Source organism: Janthinobacterium aestuarii (genome assembly GCF_051380835.1).
In the GTDB taxonomy this organism is placed as follows: Bacteria; Pseudomonadota; Gammaproteobacteria; order Burkholderiales; family Burkholderiaceae_D; genus Janthinobacterium; species Janthinobacterium aestuarii.
The window spans coordinates 68713-91048 of the sequence record NZ_JBNYXU010000007.1 but is presented as its reverse complement, the minus strand read 5'-3'; the positions used below and the strand labels follow the sequence as shown (position 1 = coordinate 91048).

The window sequence follows — 22336 nt, the reverse complement described above, 5'->3', positions numbered from 1 at the left end:
TGCGGCGTTTGCTGCACTTGCACACATCATAGTTCGGGTCTACTATCGATGAAACAGGGTAAATATAAATGATTAGCATCGAATTTTTAGATATGGATCCAGCATGAGAGAACCGGGCCAGCCTTCGCTCGACCAGTTGCGCGTCTTCGTCGCCGTCATCGACGCGGGCGGTTTCGCCCACGCGGCACGCCAGCTGCACCGCACGCAATCGGTGATCAGCTACACCATCGCCAACCTGGAAGAACAGCTGAACGTGGTGCTGCTCGATCGCGGCAAGCGCAAGCCCACCCTGACGGACGCAGGCAAGGCCCTGCTGGCCGATGCGCGCACCGTGGCGCTGAAGGTCGATGGCATGCGCGCGCGGGCCAAGGCGCTGGCCGGCGGGCTGGAGGCGGAAGTGTCGGTGGTGGTCGACGTGATGTTTCCCACCTGCGTGCTGGTGCGCGTGCTCGAAGCGTTCCAGGCGCAGTTCCCCACCGTCGCCCTGCGCCTGCGCATCGAAGCGATGGGCGCCGTGGCGCAGCTGGTGATGGATGGCAGCTGCCACATCGGCCTCGGCGGCTGGATGACGGCCACGGCCAGCGTCTTCGAGCGTATGGCCGTCGGCCACGTGCGCCTGATTCCCGTGGCCGCGCCCAGCCACGCGCTGGCGCAGCTGGGCGGGCCGATCGCGTCCAGCGTGGCGCGCGAACACGTGCAGCTGGTGCTCAGCGACCGCAGCGCGCTGACGGAGGGCCAGGATTTCGGCGTGCTGGGATTGCGCAACTGGCGCCTGGGCGACCTCGGTTCCAAGCACGCGCTGCTGCGCGCGGGACTTGGCTGGGGCAATATGCCCGAAGCGATGGTGCGCGAGGACCTGGCCGAAGGCCGTTTGGTGCACCTGCCGCTGGCCGTCGACAATGGCGAGAATTATCCGATTTATTTGATACAGCGCGCCGACACGCCGCCGGGGCAGGCGGGCAAGTGGCTTACTGAACGTTTTGCGGAACAATTGCCGTTGCTGGTGCAGGGGTTTTAGATGCGCGCGGGGACAGGTATCATGCCTCAGCAAACCCCAAACAAGTGCTGGGGTCAGTCCCTGCGGGATCGCAACCCGTCCCATTGGGACTGGTTGCCCCGACGGGTCTGACCCCGAATTCAGATACAACCTTGAAGAGACTCACCATGGCCGGCATCGACGACTTCGTCAACAAACAAAAACCAGGCGCGCGTTTCGTCATCACGGCGCAGATGTTGCGCATGACGCCGCAGCAGTTCGATTCGCTGGCGCAGGAATGGATGGAAGACGGCGGCCCCGGCTTCGACGTGGCGGGCATACCGCACCGCGTCGTCGTCGATGGGCAGTTTTATATCGGCAGGATCACCGTGCAGCGGCACGGCGACCCCGCCTGAGGCTTACTCGACGCCCAGCACATGCAGGCGCCGGCGCAGACGCGCCACTTCTTCCGACAGGTCGACCACCAGCGCGGCCAGTTCGGCGTTCGCGTCGAACACGGATTCGATTTCATGCAGGCGGCGCGCACGCACCAGGTCCAGACTCGTGAAGCGCCAGGCCGTCAGTTGTCCCGCCGGCGGACCGTCCTGCAGCAGCACACCCGTCTGCACGTGCTGCACCACCCAGTCCGGCTCCACGGCGCAGGCGCGCGCCAGTTCTTCCAGGCTCAGGGCACGGTCTTCCAGCAGTTCGCCAATTACCTTGTTTGTCATGATCTAGCCTCCCAGCTTCTGGCGTGGATTGAAAGCCATCTCGCGCGCCATGGTTGCATACAGTTCGCGCGCCTTGTCGTCGTTCGCCGGCGGCAGCACCACTTCCAGCAGCAGATACAGATCGCCCGGCTGGGCGGCGGGAATGCCGCGCCCCTTCAGGCGCAGCTTGCGTCCCGTCTGCGAATTGGGCGGCACGGTGACGGTCACCGTGCCCGATGGCGTGGGCACGTCGATGTCGCCGCCCAACGCCGCTTCCCATGGCGTGACGGGCACCGTCTCGAAGACGTCGCGCCCTTCCACCTTGTAGCGCGCATCGGGCCGGAAGCGGATTTCCAGGTATAAATCGCCGGCGGGCGCGCCGCCGCTGCCGGGATTGCCCTGCCCCTTCATGCGCAGCTGCTGCCCTTCCGTGACGCCTTTCGGTATCGTCACTTCCAGGGTGCGCTCGCGCGTCACCACGTGGCCTTGCGCATCCGCTTCGGGCACGCGCATGACGATGTGGCGCTTGGCGCCCTGGTAGCTGTCCTGCAGGTCGATGGTGATGGCGGCGTGGCTGTCCTCGCCCTGCATCTGGAAGGTGCTGTTGGCGCGGCGCCGTCCGCCCACGTGGGCGAACAGGTCGGCAAAGAAATCGCTGTCGTCGGCGCCCGACGACTCGTAGCCCGCCCCCCAGTCCGGCGGCGGCCGGAATGGCTGGCCTTGCGCGCCCGGGTTGCGGCCCAGTTCATCGTAGGCGGCGCGCTTTTCCGCGTCGCCCAGCACGCCATAGGCCTCGTTCAGGGCCTTGGTGCGCTTGTCGGCGTCCGGCTCCTTGCTGACATCGGGATGGTATTTGCGCACCAACTTGCGGTACGCTTTCTTGATATCGGCCTCGGACGCCGTCTTCTCGACGCCAAGTTCCTTGTAGTAGTCCTTGTATTCCACCGTGCCTGCTCCCCATGGTTGAAGTGCCTATGGGAAGAGTACACGAATTGGTCAAAGGACAGCGTGCGCACAATACAGCGCCGCCCGGCGGCGGGATCAGCGCACGCGGCGCACCGAAGAAATGCGGCGGTCGAGGCCACCGTGCAGGCGGCCGTAGCTGCCTGGTCCCATCACCACGCAGCGGCCGCGGAAGTTGGCATCGACGCAGAATTCCCAGCGGCCGTAATTGACCACGACCGATTCGGCGCGGTCATTGAAGCCATAGCGGCTCAAGTCGTGCACTTCGCGGTCCAGGCGCACGGGGCGTCCGCGCATGCCTGCATCGGGGAACAGCAGCACGGCGCCATTCGCGTCGGGACGGTGGCCGCCGCCGTGGCCATGACCGGGATAACCGGGATACGGGCGATCCGGCTCCGGACGCGGCGGGCGTGGCGGATACGGTCGGTGATCGCCGCCGCCATGACCCGGGCGGCCCACTTCGCGCACGGAGGAAACGGCGTCGTTCATGCCCGGCATGCTGCCGTAGCGGCCAGGTCCGAAAGTACGGCAGTTGCCACGGTAATTGGCGTCCTTGCACACTTCCCACGTGCCCGAGCGCACGATGATGCTCGAGGTCTTGTCGTTAAAGCCCATGCGCGACAGGTCGCCCGTGTCGTAACGCAGGGTCACGGGGCGGCCACGGAAACCGGCGTCCTCGAACAAGGTGATTTCGCCCGCAGATGCGGCAAGGGGGGCGAGCAAGGTGGCGGCGCACAACAGCGCGGGCCGGAAAGATAAAACCATGACAACTCCAATACTGATGACATTTTCGCCAGTGTAGACCAGGCGGCAGGCGGCGAGTGTAACAAAGGGCAAGCAAATGTCAGCGCACGGCAGCGAATGTAAAAACCGCCTGGCGGGATCAACCCGGCAGGCGGCCTGTCTGCATGGTGGCAGAAAAAATCAGCGTACGCGGCGCAGCGAGGAAATCTGGTTTTCCATGGCGTTCAGGCGGCCGTATTCGCCCGGCCCGATCACTTCGCAGCGGCCATGGAAGTTCGAATCGCTGCACACTTCCCACTGGCCCTCGTTGACGACGATGGACGAGGCGCGGTCGTTGAAGTTGTAGCGCACCAGGTCGTCCGCATTGCGGTCCAGCGCCAGCGGTTCGCCGCGCATGCCCGCTTCGGGGAACAGCAGCACGGCGCCGCGCTGCTGGTACTGCGGCTGCTGGTATTGCGGATACTGCGGCTGATCGTACTGCGGCCGCTGGTACTGGTTATCGTACTGCTGCTGGCGGCGCGCTTCGCGCTCGTCGACCATGCGCGCCGACGAGACGCGCCCATCGAGGCCGCGTCCCAGGTCATCGTGGCGGCCAGGGCCGAAGATGCGGCACACGCCGTTGTAGTTCGAATCGCTGCACAGCTGCCAGTAACCGTTATAGATGACGATGCTGCTGGTGCGGTCGTTGAAACCGATACTGACAAAATCGTCCGTGTCGCGGTTCAGGCGCGCCGAGCCGCCATTCTGGCCTGCGCCTGAATACACTTCCAGGGTGCCGCCACGGCCATAGCCGCCGCCATGGCCGCGGTCGGGATCGCGTCCGGGACGTCCCGGATTGTAGCCATCGCCGCGCCCCGACTCGCGCACCGAACTGATGGCGTCGTTCATGCCCGGCATCGAGCGGTATTCGCCCGGCCCCAGGGTGCGGCAATTGCCGCGGAAACCGGCATCCGTACACACGTCCCAGGTACCCGAGCGCACCAGGATACTCGACACCTTGTCGTTGAAGCCCATGCGCGACAGATCATCCGTCGTCTCGCGCAGGTTCACTGCGCGGCCACGCAGATCAACGTCTTCGAACAAGGTGATATCGCCCGCATGGGCGGCCGCATGGGCCCCCAGCGAGAGCAGCAAGGCGGCCGCGCATGCCAGCGTGTGTTTGAAAGGGCCCGTCATGATTAACTCCATTCTTCATTCTTTGGTGATGATTTGCCTAGCAAAACGCCAGGATGCCATTGTAACAAGTGCCAGCCCGCGGGGAAGGTCCGATCCGCGTTCAGTACAGGCGGCGCAGCGAGGAAATGCGCTTGTCGAGCGCCGTGTCCAGCACTTCATACTTGCCCGGCCCCATGCGCTCGCAGCTGCCGTTGAACTGCGAGTTCGTGCAAACTTCCCAGGTGCCTTCGTTGATGGCGATGGATTCGGCCTGGTCGTTGAAGTTCAGGAGCACCAGGTCGCTGACGTCGCGGTTCACCTGCAGCCCCCGCCCCTTGAGGAACGCGCGGCCATACAGCACCACCAGGCCCTCGTCATTTTGCGGGCGGTTTTCCTCGCGCGGATCGACCAGGCGCGCCGACGACACGCGCCCGCTCAGGCTGCCCAGGTCATCGTGGCTGCCAGGCCCGAATACGCGGCAGCTGCCATGGTAGTGGGAATCGCTGCACAACTGCCAGTAGCCGTACTCGACGCGCGCGCTGCTGGCGCGGTCGTTGAAGCCGATGTCGACCAGGTCGTCTCGGTCCGAATTCACGCCGGCCGACGCGCCGCGCTGGCCGCCGTCGGCGTACAGCTCCAGCGCCGCGCGGCGTCCACTACCGCCGCCGCTGCCCTGCCCGCTGCCGATTTCGCGCACGGATGAAATTTTATCGTTCATGCCCGGCATCGAGCGGTAGTCGCCCTGTTCCAGCGTCTTGCAATCGCCCTTGAAATCGCCATGCGTGCACACTTCCCAGCTGCCCGAATCGACCTGGATGCTCGAGACGGTGTCATTGAAATTGACGCGCGACAGGTCGTCCGTCGTATCGCGCAAGACCACTACGCGCCCCTTGAAATTGTCATCGGTGTACAGGCGTATCTCGCCGGCCTGCGCCGCGAGGTGGACAAACAGCGAACTGGCGCACAGCAGAGCAAAGGCGAACGGGCGATTCATGGGAAGGTCTCCGGTGGCGGCAAAGGCAAGTGATCGACATGACAACTGATGTCAGTGTAGCCATCCGTAGAAAAAACGGTGTAACAAAGTATGGGAAAAGCACAAGAAATTGTTACCAAAAGCAATAACAGGACCTGCGCGAACCGGTTATTGCAATTTGAGGTACTAGCTGACCCGCATCAGCGCACTTCGCGCACAGACGAGATGCGGTTGCTCATGCGCTCCAGGCTCGCGTACTCGCCCGGTTCCAGGGTGCGGCAGCGGCCACGGAAGCCCACGTCCTCGCACACTTCCCAATAGCCGGAGCGCACGCGCACGCTTTGCACCGTGTCGTTGAAGTCGCGCTCGCGCAGGTCGGCTGAAGCGTTGCGCACGCTCAAGCTGCGGCCGGCGAAATCGTCGCGCGTGTAGAAGGTCAGTTCGCCGCCCAGCGAGCGCCCTGGCAAATGGCCGTGCTCCCGGTCGCGTTCCCAGCGGCCGTCCCGGTCTCGCCCACGGTCACGATCGCGGCCCGGATGCCCATCCCAGCCACCGCGCACTTCGCGCAGCGAGGTGATTTTGTTGGCGCGGTCGTCGAGCGACGGATACTCGCCCGCCTCGAGCAGGAAGCAATCGCCACGGAAATCGGCTTCCTCGCACGCTTCCCAGCGGCCCGAACGCACGCGGATGCTTTGCGTCGTGTCGTTGAAACGGACATCTTCAAGGTCGGCGACGGCATCGCGCACGGTCTGCGAGCGGCCGTGATAATCGTCGCGCGAATACAGGGTCAGTTCGCCGGCGCCGGCCAGTTCGGCCGTCATGGCGGCGCCCAGCAACAGGGCGCAGTTCAAGGATTTCTTCAACATGGTCTTACTCCATAGTCAGGGTACTGCGGTTGACTATTTGGTCATTTTGCCAAATAGAGCGCGCAGTCTATCCGCGACTGGCCCACTTAGCTGTAACAAATGATTACCGTGCCCGAGTGCCCGGGGCGCCACGGCGGACAAGCACGGCGAATGCCGGTAGAATCTTGTGTTTAGTCAAGCTTGCCGCCCATGCCACACACTACCTCGTTCACCCTGCCCGCCATCCGCACTGAAGTCTCGTCGCTGTGGAAGCTGGCCTGGCCCATCCTGATCGGCCAGCTGGCCACCGTCGGCATGGGCGCGGCCGACGTGGCGATGACAGGGCATACGAACCCCGAGGAACTGGCCGCCGTGTCGCTGGGTGCGGCCATCTGGTCCATCGTGCTCGTCACGGTGAGCGGCATCATGATGGCGATCAATACCCTGGTGGCGCATGAAATCGGCGCCGCGCGCCACGACCGGGTGCCGCACATCGTGCGCCAGTCGCTGTGGAAGGCGCTGCTCGTGGGGCTGGTCGCCTGTCTGCTGACGAACATGGCGGCGCTCGTGTTCGACCATCTGATGCTGGAACCCGCAGTGGCATCGAAGGCAAAGCTGTTCGTGCACATCATCAGCTGCGCGCTGCCGCCGTTCGCCGCCTACCGCGCGCTGTACGGCTACAGCACCAGCATCAACCAGACCAAGCCCGTGATGGTGATCGCGCTGGCCGCGCTGGCGCTTAATATTTTCGTCAACTACCTGCTGATCTACGGCCACTGGGGCATGCCGAAGCTCGGTGGCGTGGGCTGCGCCGTGGCCACTACCTGCTGCGTGTGGATGATGCTGCTGGCCATGCTGGCCTGGATCAGGATCGCGCCCGCCTACCGCGCCACGTATCCGTTCACGCACTGGGAATGGCCCGAGCTGTCGTCCATCGGCCCCATGCTGCGCCTGGGCCTGCCCATCGGCGTCACCTACTTTGCCGAAGTGAGCGCCTTTGGCGTCATCAGCCTGCTGGTGGCGCGCTTCGGCGTGATCCAGGTGTCGGCGCACCAGATTGCCCTGAATTTCTCGTCCGTCGTCTTCATGGTGCCGCTCACGTTCGGCATCGCGCTGGTCACGCGCGTGGGCCATGCCGTGGGCGAAGCCAATTTGCGCAAGGCGCGCTTCATTTCATGGGTGGGCGTGGCCATGTCGCTGACGGCGGCCATCGTCTCGGCCGCCGTCATCACCATCTTCCGCCACCAGATCGCGCAAGCCTACACGTCCGACCCGCAGGTGCAGGCGCTGTGCGCGCAGCTGCTGCTGTTCGCCGCCCTGTTCCAGCTGTCCGACGCGACGCAGGTGGCCACGTCCTGCGCCATCCGCGGCTACAAGGTGACGCGCCAGCCGATGCTGATCCAGCTGCTGGCCTTCTGGGGCTTCTCGCTGCCGATCGGCTATGTGCTGGGCCTCGCGCCGCAGGGCTTCATCTGGTCGCCGGCCGAGCCGATGGCCGCCGCCGGTTTCTGGATCGGCCTCGTCACGGGCTTGACGGTGGCCGCCGTGCTGCTGACCTGGTATCTGAACCGGCTGTCGCTGCAGCGCCTGCGCGCCGCCTGAACTTCTTAAAAGGAATCCGCCATGCCCCAGCCGCGCCCCTTCAAGCAGGTCGATGTCTTCAGCAGCGTGCCGTTTCTCGGCAATCCGCTGGCCGTCGTGCTCGAAGCCGATGGCCTCGATGACGCGCAGATGCAGGCCATCGCGCGCTGGACGGGCCTGTCGGAAACCACCTTCGTGCTGGCGCCGCGCGACCCCGCTGCCGACTACCGCGTGCGGATTTTTTCGCCCGAGATGGAATTCCCGTTCGCTGGCCACCCGACCCTGGGCACGGCGCACGCCCTGCTCGATGCGGGCATGCAGCCCAAGGGCCCGCGCATCGTGCAGGAATGCGGCGTCGGCCTGGTGCACATCGAACGGCAGGCGGGCGGCGTGCTGGCGTTCCAGGCGCCGCCGTGCACGGCGCGCGCGCTCGACCCGGCGCTGCTGCCGCTGCTGCAAACCGCGCTGGCCGGCGCGCCAGCCGCTGCCGGCACCGTCGTCGACATGGGCATACGCTGGCTGTGCGTGCCGCTGGCAAGCGCCGCCGCCTGCCTGGCCGTGCGCGCCGACATCGCATCGCTGACGGCCTTGCTGGCCGCAGCCGGAGCGGACGGTCTGGCGCTGTACGGCCCGCACGCTGCGAGCGGGCCAGCCGATTACGAAGTGCGCGCGCTGCTCAGCGAGCATGGCGCACTGGTGGAAGACCCCGTCACGGGCAGCGCCAACGCCTGCATCGCGCACCTGCTGGCAGGCGGCGACTACACTGTCCGCCAGGGTACCCGCCTGCAGCGCGACGGCCGCGTAGCAGTCAGCTTCCGCGATGGCCAAGCCTGGATAGGCGGCGCCTGCCTGACCATCGTCACGGGGTCGATATTGGCCTGAACCGCGAAAAGCGCCATGGAATGGGTGGTGCCTGGATATTTTTCACGAAGGAAATACGGCCAGCACGTCCATATTCCGTGGCCAGGGCTATCGCATAAAGAGGCACGCTCTGGTATCGTCTTACGCTTAGGCAACGCTCAAGTTCGCCTATGCATGCAGTGCCCTTCATCCTTCCAACTACCGAGACATCCATGCGTTTTATTCTTTGTTTTCTGGCCGCGATGGCCAGCGTTCCCGCATCGGCTGAAAAGCTGACCCTGGAACGCATCCACGCCGATCCGGCGCTGGCCGGCCCCGGCGTGCGCAACCTGAAGGTCTCGCCCGATGGCGAGCGAGTCACGTTCCTGCGCGGCCGCGCGGACAACCAGTTCCAGCTCGACCTGTGGGAATTCAAGCTGAAGGACAAGAGCACGCACCGCCTGGTCGACTCGAAGGCGCTGGTGCCGAATGAAACGATTTCACCCGAAGAGCAGGCGCGCCGCGAACGCGAGCGCACGGCCAGCCTGAACGGCATTCTCAGCTACAGCTGGTCGCCCGATGGCAAGCAGCTGCTGGTGCCGCTGGCCGGCAATCTGTACCTGGTCGACGCGGCCCATCCGGACAAGGCGCGCCTGGTCGCCAAGGGCAATGTGCTCGATCCGAAAATCTCGCCGAAAGGCCGCTACGTCTCGTTCGTGCGCGACCAGAACATCTATGTGATCGACCTGAAGTCGGGCCAGGAACGCCAGCTGACCACCGATGGCAAGGGCGCCATTCACAACGGCGAAGCCGAATTCGTGGCGCAGGAAGAAATGGGCCAGCGCACCGGCTACTACTGGGCCCCGGACGATTCCGCCATCGCCTACAAACGCTATGACGAAGCGCCGGTGCCCGTCGTGCGCCGCTTTGAAATCTTCGCCGACCGCACGGACGTCGTCGAGCAGCGCTACCCTGCCGCCGGCGACCCGAACGTGCTGGTGCAGCTGCTGATCGTCTCGCCGGAAACGGGCGTGCAGCGCCAGGTGGATCTGGGTACGAACCCGGACATCTACCTGGTGCGCGCCGACTGGAGCGCGGACAGCAAGTCGCTCGTGTACCAGCGCCAGTCGCGCGACCAGAAGACCCTCGATCTGGTCGCCGTCGATGCAAGCACGCTGGCGCAGCGCACCCTGCTGACGGAAACCTCGACAACCTGGGTCAGCATCCATGACGACCTGCGCTTCCTGTCGAACGGCACCTTCCTGTGGTCGTCCGAGCGCACGGGCCGCAATCACCTGTATTTGTACGACATGAGCGGCAAGCTGCTGCATCCGGTCACTTCCGGCGAGTGGGGCATCGACAGCGTGCTGGCCGTGAACCAGAAAACCGGCAAGGTGTTCGTCGCGTCGAACCGCGACGCCGTGATCGACAAGCAGACCTACGCGCTGGCGCTCGACGGCAGCACGGCCGACAAGCCGCAGCGCGTGACGAAAGCCGATGGCTGGCACGACACGACGTTCTCGCGCAATGGCGAAGTCTTCGTCGACACGTATTCGGACCCGGCCACGCCGCCGCAGGTGAGCATCCGCCGTCCTGACGGGGCCATGGTGGGCTGGCTGGAAGAAAACGCGCTGAACGCGAGCCACCCGTACGCCAAATACAAGGCGGACCACCTGCCGACGGAGTACGGCACCCTGAAGGCCAACGGTGGCCAGACGCTCTACTATTCGATCGTCAAGCCGTCGAACTTCGACGCAAGCAAACGCTATCCCGTCTACCTGTCGACGTATGGCGGCCCGCACTCGCAGCACGTGGCTCGCCGCTGGGGCAACAATTTCGACCAGTACATGGCGCAGCAGGGCTTTGTCGTCTTCCGCCTCGATAACCGCGGTTCGTCGCGCCGCGAGCGCGCGTTCACGGACGCCATCTATCACAACCTGGGCGCGGCCGAAGTGGCCGACCAACTGGTGGGCATCGACTGGCTGGGCAAGCAAAGCTTCGTCGATGCCAAACGCATCGGCGTGTTCGGCTGGAGCTACGGCGGCTTCATGACCCTGCGTTTGCTCTCGGCAGCGTCCGACAAGATCGCCATGGGCGTCTCGGTGGCACCCGTCACCGACTGGTCGCTGTACGACACCCACTACACGGAGCAATTCCTCGGCATGCCGAAGGAAAACGTCGATGGCTACAAGGCCAGCACCGTGTTCGCCCACCTCGACGGCCTGAAGTCGCCGCTGCTGCTGGTGCACGGCATGGCCGACGACAACGTGCTGTTCTCGAACAGCACGCGCCTGATCGACGCGCTCGTGAACCGCGGCGTGCAGTTCGACCTGATGACGTACCCGGGCGCCAAGCACGGCATCTCGTCGCGCGCGGGCCAGCGCCACGTATACAAGAAGATCGAGATGTTCTTCAAGCAGAACCTGGGCGTGGCGAAGTAAAGCGCGCCCACACATGAAAACCGCCGCCTGTCTCGCGACAGGCGGCGGTTTTTTTATGCGTGCGTCAGATTACGGTTTGCGCGTAACGGTCTCGACCGCATCCTTGACGTCGCCAACTTTCTTTTGCACTTTGCCTTCGACCTGGTTTGCCAGGCCCTTCGCTTGCTGTTCTTCGCTGCCGACGACTTTGCCAGCGGCTTCCTGGATTTTACCGCCGACTTCCTTCAGTTTACCTTCGACTTGATCTTTGTTCATGATGGATCCTCACTGTAGTTGGTACATCTGTTGTCCGGCGCCAGAAGGGCCGGTACTGCGGCTCACACGCCGTTGCAAACTGCTTGCTGCGTGTCGATGTGTCCATACTACGCTTGAGGTTGCAAAAACTATGTACGGTCCCTAACACATGCCAAAAATCAGCTAATGACGCGAAATCAGCCCGCTTTGCGCCATACCGTCGCCAGCCACGGCTGCTGTTCGCGCGGCAAGCCGGGCGGACGGTAGTACTGCTCCACCAGGCTGAATCCGGCCGCCTGCACATACGCGGCCCATGTATCTTCGTCGTGGTAGCTGCCGTAGCGTGCGCCGTTCCAGCCTTCCTGGTTGTGCCCGCGCGGATTCGAGCTGAACAGCACGCCGCCTTCCTTCAGGCACGCGTGCAAAGCGCGCAGCACGCCGGGCAGAACGGCGCTGGGCACGTGGAACAGCACGGCATTCGCGAACACGCCGTCGAAGTGCGCGGCAGGCAAGTCGAGGTCGACGAAATCCTGCTGCCACACGGTGCAGCCGCTGTAGGCGCGCGCCATCTCGACGAAGCGGGCACTGCCATCGACACCGGTGGCGTGGTGGCCCATGGCCGTGAACGCCTTCAGATCGCGGCCCGGGCCGCAACCGAGGTCGAGAATCTCCACAGGCGCCGGGCGGCCGATGGCGTTCAGCAGCGCACTGATGTTCTGGCTGACGTCGTGGTCGCGCGTGCCTTCGAAAAACTGCTCGGCGCTGGCGTCGTAATGGGCCAGGGTGCGCCCGGTGATGGCGTGGATGGGGTCTTGCTGATCTGGCGGTGGGGTCGGCTTCATGGCGGTCCTGTCGATATGTTCCGCCATTTTACGGTGCCGGCGCGCTGTGCGCCGGCACCGTCACCATTTGCTACCAGACGCGCACGCGCTGCTCCGGCGCCAGGTACAGCTGCTGCCCCGGCTTGACGTCGAAGGCCGGGTACCAGGCGTCGAGGTTGCGCACGGTGGCGGCGCGGTATTGCGCCGGCGCATGGCCATCCGTGAGGATTTGCTGGCGCGCCGCCGCCTCGCGCGCCTTGCTGCGCCAGCTGACGCCGTAGCCGGTGAAGAAATCGCGGTCCGCGCCCGGCTGCATCGGCTTGCCCTGCTGCGACAGGGTGAACGCGTCATGCGCGGCCGCCACGCCGGCCAGGTCGGCCAGGTTTTCGCTCAGGGTCAGCTGGCCATTCACGGCCAGGTCGGGGAACGGCTTGTAGGCCGCGAACTGCGCCACCAATTGCTTCGAGGCCGACTGGAAATGCGCCAGGTCGGCTGGCGTCCACCAATCGCGCAGCTTGCCCTGGGCGTCGAACTGGGCGCCCTGATCGTCAAAACTGTGGCTGATCTCGTGGCCGATGGTGGCGCCGATGCCGCCATAGTTGGCCGCATCGGACGCCTGCGGGTCGAAGAACGGCGGCTGCAGGATGGCGGCCGGGAAGTTCAGCGCATTTTGCAGCGGCAGATTGACGGCGTTGACCAGCTGCGCCGGCATGGCCCAGGCCTTGCGGTCGGGCGACTGGCCCAGCTTGGCCAGCTCCTGCAGGTAATGGAACTGCTCCGCCCGCTGCACATTGCCCAGCGCATCGCCGCGTACCACGCGCAAGCCCGCATAATTTTCCCAGCGTTCCGGATAGCCGACGCCCACGTACAGGGTCTTGAGTTTTTCCTGCGCCTGCGCCTTGGTGGCCGGCGCCATCCAGTCCAGCTTGTCGATGCGGCGCGAGAAGGCGGCGACGATATTCGTCACCATGTCCTGCACCCGCGCTTTCGATTCAGGTGGGAAATAGCGTTCCACGTACAGCTTGCCGACGGCGTCGCTGAGGGCCGCGTTCGTCGCGGCCAGCGCACGCTTGCTGCGCGGCGACTGCCGCGGCGTGCCGCTCAGGGCGCTGCCATAGAAGGCAAAGCGCTGGTCGGCGGCCGCCTTCGGCAAGGTCGTGCTGAAATGGTTGATCGCGTGGAAGGCCAGAAAATCCTTCCACGTGGCCAGCGGCACGCTCGCCACCAGCGCCGCGCTGCCCGTCATGGCCGTCGGATGCCAGACGATGAAATCCGTCTGCTTGCCCAGGCCGGCTGCCTGGAAGAAGGCTTTCCAGTCCAGCCCAGGCGCCTTGCTGGCGAAGTCGGCGGCGCGCCACGCGTTATTGCCCTTGGCAACATCGGCCGAATCCTCGCGGCTGGCGTGGCTGGCGGCAATTTGCTGCTCCAGCGCAAACACGCGCGCGGCGCGGGCCGACGCATCGCTGTAGCCGGCCTGCTTGAGCATGGTGGCGATATGCGCCTGGTAGCCCGTGCGCAAGCCCTGCATGCGGGCGCTGTCGCTCTGGTAAAACGCGCGGTCGGGCAAGCCCAGCCCGCCCTGCAGCAGATAGGCCACATTGCGCGTGGTGTCGTTCAAGTCTTGCGCCACCCACAGGCCGAACAGGTTTTCCGTATAAAAATTGGTGGCGTTGAGCGGGTCGACATCGGCGCGCAGGCTTTCGCCCAGCGCGCGGGCCAATCCTGCCTGGTCGCGTATGCCATCGATCTTCTTCAGCAGCGGCTTGATCGGCGCCCAGCCTTTCGCCTCGATAGCCGCTTCATCGATCCAGGAACGGTAAAAATCGCTGACCTGGCGCGCCGAGGCATCGGCCTGTGGCGCCGCCGCCAGGCCTTCGACGAGAGCGATGATGCGCTCGTTGGTGGCGTTGGCGAGGATGGCGAACGAACCCCAGCTGCTGCGGTCGGCGGGAATCTCCGTGCTGCGCAGCCAGTCGCCATTCACGTAGTCATAGAAATCATCGCCGGGCAAGACAGCCGTGGGCGCCGCCATCGCGGCGGCGGGACTGGCGGCCGCCTCCTGTGCATGCGCGTGGACGGCGCCCCCGGCCAGCGCGATGCCGGACAGGGCCAGCACCATGGCGCGCTTGCGCCAGGGAGCAGGGAAAGAGGAAGCGGCAGCAGTGACAACGCGCATGGTAATCCTTTCAGGCAAAGTAACGACAGTAGTGTGCAAAATCATAACGCGTTTTGAAGCGCCGCAACACACTCCCCTGCCACCACGACGCCAGCAGGCATGCGGCTTGACGGGCGACTCCGGCAGCAGCCAAGCAATCATCTAAATTATTGGCTATGTCACCATTAGATGTGGGAATGCGCCCAGCGTTGCCTTCAATAACGTTTCAGGGGAGCGGATACGCCCGGCGTCGAGTATCCAGCGCCATCCCAGATAGTTCGGCAGGTAGCGCGTCGCCACGCCGTGAAACGGGCCCAGCCATTGCCGCAAGCGGCTGTGATAGGCGTTGACGTTCTGCACGTGGGCGGCACCCTGTACACGGATGCCTGCGCGCAAGTTGACGGCCTGATGGCTGATACAAGCTTCCCGAGCAAAAGCCCGGTAGGCGGTATGGCCGTCGGTGACCAGCAGCACGTCCCTGTCGATGACAGGCAACAAACAGTGATGCAACTGCGCCTTCGTCAACGCCCCTTTGCCCGTGACGAAATCGAGGGTCTGGCCCGTGCGGTCGCGTGCCACCAGGATGCAGACCTGTTCATTCGATATGCCGCGCTTGTGGGCATGGCCGCCACGGCGGCGCGCCGGACGCTTCATCTGCCGCGCTCCCTTTTCCGATTCCAGCAGATATAACTCGTCGGCCTCGGCGATGCCGTGCAGGCCATGCGGCCGGTCCGTTTTTGCCAGCGATAAAAACCGGTGGCGCCAGCGAAACGTGGTGTTGCGGTGCACTCCTAACTGACTGGCCGCCTTGCGCACGGAATCCGATGCCAGCAGGCAATCGGCGTAGTCGAGCCATAAGGTCTTGTGACGCAGGCGCGCCAGCGGCGTGCCCGTCAAGGCATTAAAGGTGCGGCCGCAGGGCACGCAGCGGTAGCGCTGCAGGCCGTGCGCATGGCCGTGCCGGTGCAGGTGCGCCGAGTGGCAGGCGGGACAGGCCAATCGCGGCTGCGCCACACTTTCCAGCAGCGCGACGGTCGCGTCGTGTGGCGCGTTGCCATGCAGCAGGGCAATGCCTGCCTGCCGCTGGCGTTGGCTCAACTGCGAAAGTTGCGCGATAAATCTCTTCCATTCGGCTGGCCGCATGATCTGCTCCCTGCGTGATTGATATGCAGAGTCAGACAGCACGGCCAAGGAAAAATTCCGGCATTCCCCTACTTGCCGATGACAGAGCCAAATTATTTTCACTTTTTTTCAAAAATACCCTCAAGTTCCCCTTGGACCTGCCGTTAATCTGGACAAGCGGTAATCCATTCACTAGTTACGGGTGTGCTCATGACCTCCAACGACGTTCTCTCGATGTATGAAAATATTGCAGGAATGACCAATAAAATGGTCGTGGCCGCACGTTCGAGCGACTGGGATGGCCTTGATACCCTGGAAAACCAGTGCGCCAGCGCCGCCAGCGCAACCATGACGGGCAAGGTGCCTGCCCTGGCCGGTGCCTCGCGTCTGCGCAAGATCGACTTGCTCAAGCAAATCCTGGCCAACGACCGCGAAATCCGCGCCATCACGGAACCATGGATGACGCAGCTGCCGAACGCCATGCAGGGTTCGCGCGCGCGCATGTAAATGCAAGTCAAGGTCTTCGCGCCAGAAACGACAAAAGCACCCGAGGGTGCTTTTTTTACGTCTGCCGCCATGCCAGGGAGCGCACCATCTGCGGCGCCCGGGAAGCAAGGAGGGGAATTGGGAAGGCGAGCCCCAGGTATCTCCTGGCGTCGCCTCGCTGCCGGTTGCATCCGGCGTTCGCGAGCACATCGTCGGCATCGCGAACCGCTTCCAGACCCAGGCGTTTATGCAACGCTACACCTGTTTGCCGCGCCACACTATCGTTGGTGACTGCGCCAGGCTGGGGCTGTTTTGTCGTAGAGCAAGTCCACTGAATTCATCATAGCACCATCTTCGAAAAACAGGCAACGTGATTGGCCGGCGTTTCCATGTATTTTTTCAATATCTTTTTTTACATCAAATTTCGACACCGTCTTGCCATGTCTTTAACGCGAGAACGGCTCCGGTTCCGGCTCGGCCGCCCCATCTTCCACGGCTTCCGTCAGCACGGGCACATCCTTTTTCCTGCGGCTAAACGGCTTGCGCAGCAAGACCCAGTATTTCGACGGCGCGCGCGGCCCCGCCGCCTGCCTGCGCTTGCGCACGACATACACGATGACGGCCGTCAGCAGCAGAAAGAGCAAGGTGCCAATGCCGAGCCACAACAGGCCGTTGCCGCCCGCCTTTTTGTCCTTGTCAGCGGCGGGCGCCGCGTGCAGGGGCTTGGGCTTGGCATGAGGTACCTCCGCCACGGCCGGCGCGGCGGCAGGCGCAACAGCGGCGGTGGCCGGCAGTGCCAGCGCCTTTTGCAAGGCGCCGATCTTGCCCTCCAATTCGCCGAGCTTTGCATTGAGAGCCGTGTTTTTCTCATCCAGTGCCACGCACGCTTGCGCCTGCTCCATATTGGCTTGCGGCGCGCAAGCGGCCACGGGCGCCGTGGCGCGGCGCGGCGGACGCAATACAGGAGCAGCCGGTGCGGGCGCGGCGGGCGACGGCACGAACACGCGCGGCGGGCGCACGAGACCCTCGGCCCGCGCGCGGGCCGCCAGCACGGCGGCGTCGGGCGACGGCGCGACGGGTACAGGACGTAGTAACGGCAACGGCGCTGGCACGGGCGCCTGAACGGCAGGCCGAACTGGCGCACTCACGGGGGCAGCAGCGGGCGGCGCCGGCGTCAGCCACAAGGTGCCCAGGCGGACGACGGCGCCGCTGCCATTGCCCAGCAATAAATACAGATGCACATGGCCCGCCTGGATCGCTTGCCGGGTACTCACGCGCACATAGTGGCGTCCGCCGCGCTCCAGCGGGCTGATCGTCAATGTCTGCAGGGCCGGGTCCATGCCGATGCCGCCACCACGGTACACATCGGGCGAGGCCAGGCGCACGGCCACGCCGTTGGTCTCTTCGGGCGCCAGGGCCGTCAGTTCGATCTCAGCCAGCAGGGGCTGGCCCACATGCGACAGCACGGCCATCTCGCCCAGTTCGGCCGCGCCCGCCACAGGAGGCAAGGCCAGGCTGGCGGCGGCGCACGCGATCAAAGGCCAACGGGGAAGGATGCTGCTCTGCATGGACTGATCGCTTTGATAACAGGATAAATAATCGGGACTCGCCTGTCTTTAACGGCAGGAAATCGCAAAAATATAGATCGCCCAGGGTAAAAATGATGCAATACAGCATCATCCTGTGTCTTTTTGACGCCTGGAGTACACTCGATCCACCTCTATCGATGAAAGGGATGTCATGAGTAGCAGAATCGAACGCGACAGTTTCGGCCCGATCGACGTACCCGCCGACCGGCTGTGGGGAGCGCAAACGCAGCGCTCGCTCGAGCACTTCCATATCTCCACGGAAAAGATGCCGCCTGAACTGATCGCCGCCCTGGCCACCGTCAAGCGCGCGGCCGCCCACGTCAACCTGGACCTGGGATTATTGGATGGCAAGAAAGCCGTTGCCATCACGCAGGCGGCCGACGAAGTACTGGCCGGCAAGCACGGCGCGGAATTCCCGTTGGCCGTCTGGCAGACGGGGTCTGGCACGCAAAGCAATATGAACATGAACGAAGTGCTGGCCAACCGCGGTTCCGAGCTGATCGGCGGCTTGCGCGGCGCCGAGCGCCTGCTGCACCCGAACGACGACGTCAACCTGGGCCAGTCCTCGAACGACATCTTCCCGACCGCCATCCACGTGGCCGCCGCCCTGGCCGTCGCCAACACGGTCTTGCCGCCGCTGCGCCAGCTGCGCGCCACCCTGGATGCGAAGGCGACGGAATTTGCCGACATCGTCAAGATCGGCCGCACCCATTTGCAAGATGCAACGCCGCTGACCCTGGGCCAGGAATTTTCCGGCTACGTGGCGCAGCTGGACTTCGCCGAACACATCCTCACGGCATCGCTGCCGCCGCTGCTGCAGCTGGCCGCCGGCGGCACGGCCGTCGGCACGGGCTTGAATGCCCACGTGGAATTTGCCGGCCGCATCGCGCAAGAACTGGCGCGCCTGACGGGCCAGCCGTTCGAGACGGCCAGCAACAAGTTTGCCGCGCTGGCCGCCCACGACGCCCTCGTCGCCGCCCACGGCGCGCTGAAAACCCTGGCCACGGCCCTGATGAAAATCGCCAACGACGTGCGCTGGATGGCGTCCGGCCCCCGCTCCGGCCTCGGTGAAATCACGATCCCCGAAAACGAGCCGGGCAGCTCCATCATGCCGGGCAAGGTCAATCCTACCCAGTGCGAAGCGCTGACCATGCTGTGCTGCCAGGTGTTCGGCAACGACGTGGCCATCACAGTAGGAGGCGCCTCGGGCAATTTCGAGCTGAACGTCTTCAAACCCTTGATTGCACACAACTTCCTGCAAAGCGCGCGCCTGCTGGGCGACGGCATGCGCAGTTTCGACGAGCATTGCGCGCACGGCATCGCGCCGAACCGCGAGCGCATCGCCGAACTGATGGAGCGCTCCTTGATGCTGGTCACGGCGCTGGCGCCGCACATCGGCTACGACAAGGCGGCGCAGATCGCCAAGCAGGCCCAGCATGAAGGCACGACCCTGAAGGAAGCGGCGCTGGCCCTGGGCTTTGTAACGGAGGAACAATTCAGTGCGTGGATCGTGCCCCTGGAGATGACGCGGCCCAACAAAAGCTGACTTCCACCCTGCATTGCTGGCGGCTTCAGGTAAACTACGAGTTAGTTGAGGTCGTCATCAAGTGTTTAAAACACATCATTGCAATAAGGGATACAATGCAAAAAGTAAGCTTTGATTTAACATCCGAGTTCGTCGAGCTGAACCAGCTATTGAAGCTGGTCGGCTTGTGCGACAGTGGTGGCGCAGGCAAGGTCATGGTCGATAGCGGCGTGGTGAAGGTCGATGGCAAGAAGGAATTGCGCAAGACCGCCAAGATCCGCGCCGGCCAGGTCGTCAGCGTGGGCGATATCCGTATCACGGTCGTCGCTCCAGTCTGACCCCGGCATGGGGCGCGAAAGCGGCCCCATGCGTCCAGCCAGTACCCCGCCAGCCGGCTGCCTGCATCAAGCTGCAAACACGTCGTTATTGCCAGATAAATATCGATTGCAGAAGGGGAGCGCCATGGACCATCCCGAACAAGGTACGCGCAGCCAGGAACGCCTGATCGGCGACTTGCGCCAGGTCATAGAAAACGCGGAAGAATTGCTGCGTAACACAGACAAATACACCAGCAGCCTGTACCAGAGCGCGCGCGCCAGGTTGGAACTGGCCCTCGTCGCGGCCACTGCCGAGCTGGCCCGTTTTGAAGAAGAGCAAGTGACGCGCATGATGGACGCCACCCTGGCCGCGAATGCCCTGTACCGCGATCAGACGGGCGAAGCGCGCCTGCTGCGGGCCTTCGAATAAACCGTTACGCCGTCAACACCGCATGCGCCAGCCACTGGCGCAAGTGTGCGGCCAGGTCGAATGCCGGGTCCAGCGCGAATGCCGCATCGAGCGCGGCGCCAAACGTCTGTCCCTGCCGCAAGGCCAGCAAGGCCGCATGTGCCGCCGCATCGAGTACCAGCACCTGCGCCTTCCAGCGCGACCGGCATACGAGTGCCCAGCTGGCCACCTGCATATCCTGCGGAAACATCCCCTGCCTTTCCCCTTCCTGATGCGCCTGCCACAGGGCCGCCACTTGCCAGTTCGATGCCAGCAAGGCGCAAGCGGGATGCAAGGCAAAACAGCGCGTTTCCAATTGATCGGGATGCAAGGCGGCCAGCAACTCGGGCGCCAGCCGCTGCGCATCGGCCGCGTAGTGGGCCAGGTGCAAGGCCCATTCCAGGCGCGCCATGTCCGGCAGATAGGGCAACTGCGCCACGGGCGGGAACGCGGCGAGAAAGTCGGCAAAACACTCGCCAAACTGATTCAAATCGGCGCTATCGGATGGCATCTGCCGGCCATACGCGCGCGCCAGTCCGGCAAAGAATGCCTCGCCCACCAGCGCCAGCACGACGGGATAGACGTGGCCCAGGGTGCGGCGCCAGGTGGCGTCCAAGCCGCCGCGATACAAGGAGAAACGCTGCGGCACCGATTCTCCCGCGAACGATGGCAGGGCTGCCGCGGTATCGAGCAGGGCCGTGGCAAACACTTGCTGGCCGGCGGCCAGCGCGTCAAGCGACGCGGGCGGTGGCGAGGACGGTAGCGCCGCCCTCTGCCAGGGCGTTTGCGGCGCATGGCGCGCCAGCATGGCCTGCGCCTTGTCCGCCTCGCCCAGCAAGACATCGAGCGCGGGCAAGTCCGTATCCCATTCGACGAGGGTGGGAATGGCGCCAAAGCGCAGCAAGGCGGCCGCATACAAGTCCCAGACGGGCTCGGCCACGGCGGCGCCATGGTGGTCGACCACAGCGTGCGGCGTCAGCAGATGGCCGCCCAGGTGCAGTTCGCCCACGCTGCCCGGCGCGATGGATTGCATCGCAAGCATGGCGTCCTCGCCGTGGTTGCACTGGTTCACATACAGGTTATTGATATCGAGCAGCAATCCACAGCCGCTGCGGCGCGCCAGCTCCGCCAGGAATTGCGCCTCGCTCATGGCATCGTCGGCAAAACGCAGGTAAGTGGAGACATTCTCCAGCAAGATCGGCCTTTTCAGCACATCCTGCACCCGCCCCACTCTAGCGCACAGCAAATCGAGGGCGGCGCCATTCAAGGCCAGCGGCAACAGATCGTTGAATTGCTGCTGCGCTACGGCGCCCCAGCACAGGTGTTCCGACACGAGGGCCGGCTCGATGCGCTCGACCACGGCGCGCACGCGCTGCAGGTGCGCTTCCAAAAAGCCGTGCGCGGAGCCCAGGCCCAGGCCCACGCCATGCAGGCTGATCGGGTAATCCTCGCGCAGGGTCTGCAGCACGTGCCAGTCCCAGCCAGACGGCTGCAGATAGTTTTCAGTGTGCACTTCCAGCCAGCCCACCCTGGGCCGGCGCGCCAGAAAATCGCGGTAATGCGCGGCGCGCAGGCCGACGCCGGCAAGTGCCTGGATCGGCGACGGCATGGGCAGGCGGCGGACGCTTACGGCTGCGTGGCCGGTTTTGCAGCCTTGCCGGCCTTGATGGGCTTGACGGAGCCGCCCGCCTGTTCGCACGTGCCCTTGGCAACATAGGCCCATTCGGTAGGCAGGTTGTCCGCCTCGGCCTGACCCGCGCAGGAATGCGCGCCATCGGACGAAGCGCAATCGTTCTGCCCCGCCTTGGCCACGCCATAGCATTTTTCCTTGTCGCCGGGGGCGGGACCGTCGTGCGCGGCCGCGTTGATGGTGGCGCCGGCACAGATGCCCGCGAGGGCAGCGGCGATGAGAGCTTGACGTTTATTCATGGGAATTCCTCTTGCTGGGTCAAAGTAATCGGTAAGTGGGCACGCCCCGGGCTGCACCTTGAGCAACACGAGGTGATGGACGCCATTCTACTGAATCGGCCGTGCCATGGCGAACCATGTTCAATCAGTCAAGCTGGCAGTGATGGGAAGGAAGGCGGAAGGAAGACAGACAAAAACGCCCACGCGCCACCGTCGATGACGGTGGTGTGGGCGTAAATATAGCGGGCGCCAAGCGGGCGCCGCAGGACTGCGCTCAGGCAGTCGTATTGATGCGGTTGCCGAGGTGAGCCGGCAGGCTAGGCGCCGCCTGTACCGGTGGCAGCGCTGCCAGCAAGGCAGTGGCAGTCGAGCTTTGGATATCCTGGGCTTTTTTCAGGACAGTCAAGCCGACGGCTTGCCGCGTGCCTGTCTCCGCCATCGTGGTTGACAGTTGAGCAATGCTTCCGACGTCCATACGTTTCTCCAATGAGGTTCTACCCTTG

The 22336-nt window shown here is 64.4% G+C and carries 23 protein-coding genes; 9 read left to right on the top strand and 14 right to left on the bottom strand.

The features are described 5' to 3' along the window. Nucleotides 1-103 precede the first annotated feature (103 nt). Nucleotides 104-1018, top strand: a complete 915-nt coding sequence (locus ACQ4WO_RS18940) for a LysR family transcriptional regulator (protein ID WP_436482768.1) — start codon at nucleotides 104-106, stop codon at nucleotides 1016-1018. 146 nt (nucleotides 1019-1164) lie between these two features. Then, entirely contained in the window at nucleotides 1165-1392 is a 228-nt protein-coding gene (locus ACQ4WO_RS18935) for a hypothetical protein (protein WP_034759733.1), read from the top strand. Between the two features lie 3 nt (nucleotides 1393-1395). On the opposite strand, the gene ACQ4WO_RS18930 is transcribed toward ACQ4WO_RS18935, so the two are convergent. From ACQ4WO_RS18930 to ACQ4WO_RS18905, 6 genes are all read right to left on the bottom strand, one after another. Beyond that, nucleotides 1396-1707, bottom strand: coding sequence for a chaperone modulator CbpM (locus ACQ4WO_RS18930; protein WP_034759737.1), 312 nt, complete (start codon nucleotides 1705-1707; stop codon nucleotides 1396-1398). A gap of 3 nt (nucleotides 1708-1710) precedes the next feature. Beyond that, nucleotides 1711-2631, bottom strand: coding sequence for a DnaJ C-terminal domain-containing protein (locus ACQ4WO_RS18925; RefSeq protein WP_072454394.1), 921 nt, complete (start codon nucleotides 2629-2631; stop codon nucleotides 1711-1713). Nucleotides 2632-2727: 96 nt separating this feature from the next. After that, nucleotides 2728-3414, bottom strand: coding sequence for a beta/gamma crystallin-related protein (locus ACQ4WO_RS18920; RefSeq protein WP_128140320.1), 687 nt, complete (start codon nucleotides 3412-3414; stop codon nucleotides 2728-2730). 159 nt (nucleotides 3415-3573) lie between these two features. Next, nucleotides 3574-4569, bottom strand: a complete 996-nt coding sequence (locus ACQ4WO_RS18915) for a beta/gamma crystallin family protein (RefSeq protein ID WP_436482767.1) — start codon at nucleotides 4567-4569, stop codon at nucleotides 3574-3576. A gap of 100 nt (nucleotides 4570-4669) precedes the next feature. Further along, nucleotides 4670-5542 (bottom strand): beta/gamma crystallin-related protein, encoded by an 873-nt coding sequence (locus ACQ4WO_RS18910; protein ID WP_436482766.1) that lies wholly within the window; start codon nucleotides 5540-5542, stop codon nucleotides 4670-4672. A 179-nt stretch (nucleotides 5543-5721) separates the two neighbouring features. Further along, on the bottom strand, nucleotides 5722-6387 hold the full coding sequence (locus ACQ4WO_RS18905; protein ID WP_436482765.1) for a beta/gamma-crystallin: 666 nt from the start codon (nucleotides 6385-6387) through the stop codon (nucleotides 5722-5724). 189 nt (nucleotides 6388-6576) lie between these two features. Between ACQ4WO_RS18905 and ACQ4WO_RS18900 the strand changes: the two genes are divergently transcribed. The 3 genes from ACQ4WO_RS18900 (at nucleotide 6577) to ACQ4WO_RS18890 (ending at nucleotide 11228) form a co-directional block, all read left to right on the top strand. Then, on the top strand, nucleotides 6577-7968 hold the full coding sequence (locus ACQ4WO_RS18900; RefSeq protein WP_436482764.1) for an MATE family efflux transporter: 1392 nt from the start codon (nucleotides 6577-6579) through the stop codon (nucleotides 7966-7968). A gap of 21 nt (nucleotides 7969-7989) precedes the next feature. Continuing rightward, complete coding sequence (locus ACQ4WO_RS18895) at nucleotides 7990-8829, top strand: PhzF family protein (RefSeq protein ID WP_436482763.1); 840 nt, start codon at nucleotides 7990-7992, stop codon at nucleotides 8827-8829. A 191-nt stretch (nucleotides 8830-9020) separates the two neighbouring features. Then, nucleotides 9021-11228 carry a S9 family peptidase gene (locus ACQ4WO_RS18890; protein ID WP_436482762.1) on the top strand — a complete coding sequence of 736 codons (2208 nt, stop codon included), beginning with the start codon at nucleotides 9021-9023 and terminating at the stop codon, nucleotides 11226-11228. Between the two features lie 69 nt (nucleotides 11229-11297). Here ACQ4WO_RS18890 and ACQ4WO_RS18885 read toward each other — a convergent pair whose 3' ends face one another. The 4 genes from ACQ4WO_RS18885 to ACQ4WO_RS18870 form a co-directional block, all read right to left on the bottom strand. Then, nucleotides 11298-11483 carry a CsbD family protein gene (locus ACQ4WO_RS18885; RefSeq protein ID WP_034759763.1) on the bottom strand — a complete coding sequence of 62 codons (186 nt, stop codon included), beginning with the start codon at nucleotides 11481-11483 and terminating at the stop codon, nucleotides 11298-11300. 176 nt (nucleotides 11484-11659) lie between these two features. Next, nucleotides 11660-12304 carry a class I SAM-dependent methyltransferase gene (locus tag ACQ4WO_RS18880; RefSeq protein WP_436482761.1) on the bottom strand — a complete coding sequence of 215 codons (645 nt, stop codon included), beginning with the start codon at nucleotides 12302-12304 and terminating at the stop codon, nucleotides 11660-11662. A gap of 70 nt (nucleotides 12305-12374) precedes the next feature. Then, the gene (locus tag ACQ4WO_RS18875) at nucleotides 12375-14459 is read right to left on the bottom strand and encodes a M13 family metallopeptidase (RefSeq protein WP_436482760.1); all 2085 of its coding nucleotides are present in this window, start codon (nucleotides 14457-14459) and stop codon (nucleotides 12375-12377) included. Between the two features lie 153 nt (nucleotides 14460-14612). After that, nucleotides 14613-15581 carry an IS1595 family transposase gene (locus tag ACQ4WO_RS18870; protein ID WP_436482759.1) on the bottom strand — a complete coding sequence of 323 codons (969 nt, stop codon included), beginning with the start codon at nucleotides 15579-15581 and terminating at the stop codon, nucleotides 14613-14615. A 189-nt stretch (nucleotides 15582-15770) separates the two neighbouring features. On the opposite strand from ACQ4WO_RS18870, the gene ACQ4WO_RS18865 reads away from it, so the two are divergent. Next, nucleotides 15771-16067: a flagellar protein FliT gene (locus ACQ4WO_RS18865; protein WP_058051172.1), complete on the top strand. Its 297-nt coding sequence runs from the start codon at nucleotides 15771-15773 to the stop codon at nucleotides 16065-16067. A gap of 425 nt (nucleotides 16068-16492) precedes the next feature. Here the strand turns inward: ACQ4WO_RS18865 and ACQ4WO_RS18860 are convergent, their stop codons facing one another. After that, nucleotides 16493-17614 carry a type IV pilus assembly protein FimV gene (locus ACQ4WO_RS18860; RefSeq protein ID WP_436482757.1) on the bottom strand — a complete coding sequence of 374 codons (1122 nt, stop codon included), beginning with the start codon at nucleotides 17612-17614 and terminating at the stop codon, nucleotides 16493-16495. A 172-nt stretch (nucleotides 17615-17786) separates the two neighbouring features. On the opposite strand from ACQ4WO_RS18860, the gene fumC reads away from it, so the two are divergent. From fumC to ACQ4WO_RS18845, 3 genes are all read left to right on the top strand, one after another. Then, a complete protein-coding gene (gene fumC / locus ACQ4WO_RS18855; protein WP_436482756.1) occupies nucleotides 17787-19181 on the top strand; it encodes a class II fumarate hydratase in 1395 nt (464 codons plus the stop codon). Between the two features lie 95 nt (nucleotides 19182-19276). Continuing rightward, nucleotides 19277-19498 (top strand): RNA-binding S4 domain-containing protein, encoded by a 222-nt coding sequence (locus ACQ4WO_RS18850; RefSeq protein WP_035825476.1) that lies wholly within the window; start codon nucleotides 19277-19279, stop codon nucleotides 19496-19498. A 124-nt stretch (nucleotides 19499-19622) separates the two neighbouring features. Beyond that, on the top strand, nucleotides 19623-19907 hold the full coding sequence (locus ACQ4WO_RS18845; RefSeq protein WP_034759786.1) for a hypothetical protein: 285 nt from the start codon (nucleotides 19623-19625) through the stop codon (nucleotides 19905-19907). A 4-nt stretch (nucleotides 19908-19911) separates the two neighbouring features. Here the strand turns inward: ACQ4WO_RS18845 and bufB are convergent, their stop codons facing one another. The 3 genes from bufB to ACQ4WO_RS18830 form a co-directional block, all read right to left on the bottom strand. Beyond that, entirely contained in the window at nucleotides 19912-21534 is a 1623-nt protein-coding gene (gene bufB / locus ACQ4WO_RS18840) for an MNIO family bufferin maturase (RefSeq protein ID WP_436482755.1), read from the bottom strand. Nucleotides 21535-21551: 17 nt separating this feature from the next. Further along, nucleotides 21552-21854 (bottom strand): BufA1 family periplasmic bufferin-type metallophore, encoded by a 303-nt coding sequence (locus ACQ4WO_RS18835; protein WP_128140330.1) that lies wholly within the window; start codon nucleotides 21852-21854, stop codon nucleotides 21552-21554. Nucleotides 21855-22107: 253 nt separating this feature from the next. Then, nucleotides 22108-22308, bottom strand: a complete 201-nt coding sequence (locus ACQ4WO_RS18830; protein ID WP_086141004.1) for a YjfB family protein — start codon at nucleotides 22306-22308, stop codon at nucleotides 22108-22110. Between the last annotated feature and the right edge of the window lie 28 nt (nucleotides 22309-22336).

Excerpts from the sequence above, each read along its gene's own strand:
- ACQ4WO_RS18845 (WP_034759786.1), top strand. The coding sequence starts at position 19,623 with ATGGACCATCCCGAACAAGGTACGCGCAGCCAGGAACGCCTGATCGGC.
- ACQ4WO_RS18895 (WP_436482763.1), top strand. The coding sequence starts at position 7,990 with ATGCCCCAGCCGCGCCCCTTCAAGCAGGTCGATGTCTTCAGCAGCGTG.
- ACQ4WO_RS18875 (WP_436482760.1), bottom strand. The coding sequence starts at position 14,459 with ATGCGCGTTGTCACTGCTGCCGCTTCCTCTTTCCCTGCTCCCTGGCGC.
- ACQ4WO_RS18830 (WP_086141004.1), bottom strand. The coding sequence starts at position 22,308 with ATGGACGTCGGAAGCATTGCTCAACTGTCAACCACGATGGCGGAGACA.
- ACQ4WO_RS18885 (WP_034759763.1), bottom strand. The coding sequence starts at position 11,483 with ATGAACAAAGATCAAGTCGAAGGTAAACTGAAGGAAGTCGGCGGTAAA.
- ACQ4WO_RS18920 (WP_128140320.1), bottom strand. The coding sequence starts at position 3,414 with ATGGTTTTATCTTTCCGGCCCGCGCTGTTGTGCGCCGCCACCTTGCTC.
- ACQ4WO_RS18940 (WP_436482768.1), top strand. The coding sequence starts at position 104 with ATGAGAGAACCGGGCCAGCCTTCGCTCGACCAGTTGCGCGTCTTCGTC.
- ACQ4WO_RS18865 (WP_058051172.1), top strand. The coding sequence starts at position 15,771 with ATGACCTCCAACGACGTTCTCTCGATGTATGAAAATATTGCAGGAATG.
- ACQ4WO_RS18905 (WP_436482765.1), bottom strand. The coding sequence starts at position 6,387 with ATGTTGAAGAAATCCTTGAACTGCGCCCTGTTGCTGGGCGCCGCCATG.
- ACQ4WO_RS18930 (WP_034759737.1), bottom strand. The coding sequence starts at position 1,707 with ATGACAAACAAGGTAATTGGCGAACTGCTGGAAGACCGTGCCCTGAGC.
- ACQ4WO_RS18880 (WP_436482761.1), bottom strand. The coding sequence starts at position 12,304 with ATGAAGCCGACCCCACCGCCAGATCAGCAAGACCCCATCCACGCCATC.
- ACQ4WO_RS18900 (WP_436482764.1), top strand. The coding sequence starts at position 6,577 with ATGCCACACACTACCTCGTTCACCCTGCCCGCCATCCGCACTGAAGTC.
- ACQ4WO_RS18890 (WP_436482762.1), top strand. The coding sequence starts at position 9,021 with ATGCGTTTTATTCTTTGTTTTCTGGCCGCGATGGCCAGCGTTCCCGCA.
- ACQ4WO_RS18935 (WP_034759733.1), top strand. The coding sequence starts at position 1,165 with ATGGCCGGCATCGACGACTTCGTCAACAAACAAAAACCAGGCGCGCGT.
- fumC (WP_436482756.1), top strand. The coding sequence starts at position 17,787 with ATGAGTAGCAGAATCGAACGCGACAGTTTCGGCCCGATCGACGTACCC.
- bufB (WP_436482755.1), bottom strand. The coding sequence starts at position 21,534 with ATGCCGTCGCCGATCCAGGCACTTGCCGGCGTCGGCCTGCGCGCCGCG.
- ACQ4WO_RS18915 (WP_436482767.1), bottom strand. The coding sequence starts at position 4,569 with ATGACGGGCCCTTTCAAACACACGCTGGCATGCGCGGCCGCCTTGCTG.
- ACQ4WO_RS18835 (WP_128140330.1), bottom strand. The coding sequence starts at position 21,854 with ATGAATAAACGTCAAGCTCTCATCGCCGCTGCCCTCGCGGGCATCTGT.
- ACQ4WO_RS18870 (WP_436482759.1), bottom strand. The coding sequence starts at position 15,581 with ATGCGGCCAGCCGAATGGAAGAGATTTATCGCGCAACTTTCGCAGTTG.
- ACQ4WO_RS18850 (WP_035825476.1), top strand. The coding sequence starts at position 19,277 with ATGCAAAAAGTAAGCTTTGATTTAACATCCGAGTTCGTCGAGCTGAAC.
- ACQ4WO_RS18910 (WP_436482766.1), bottom strand. The coding sequence starts at position 5,542 with ATGAATCGCCCGTTCGCCTTTGCTCTGCTGTGCGCCAGTTCGCTGTTT.
- ACQ4WO_RS18860 (WP_436482757.1), bottom strand. The coding sequence starts at position 17,614 with ATGCAGAGCAGCATCCTTCCCCGTTGGCCTTTGATCGCGTGCGCCGCC.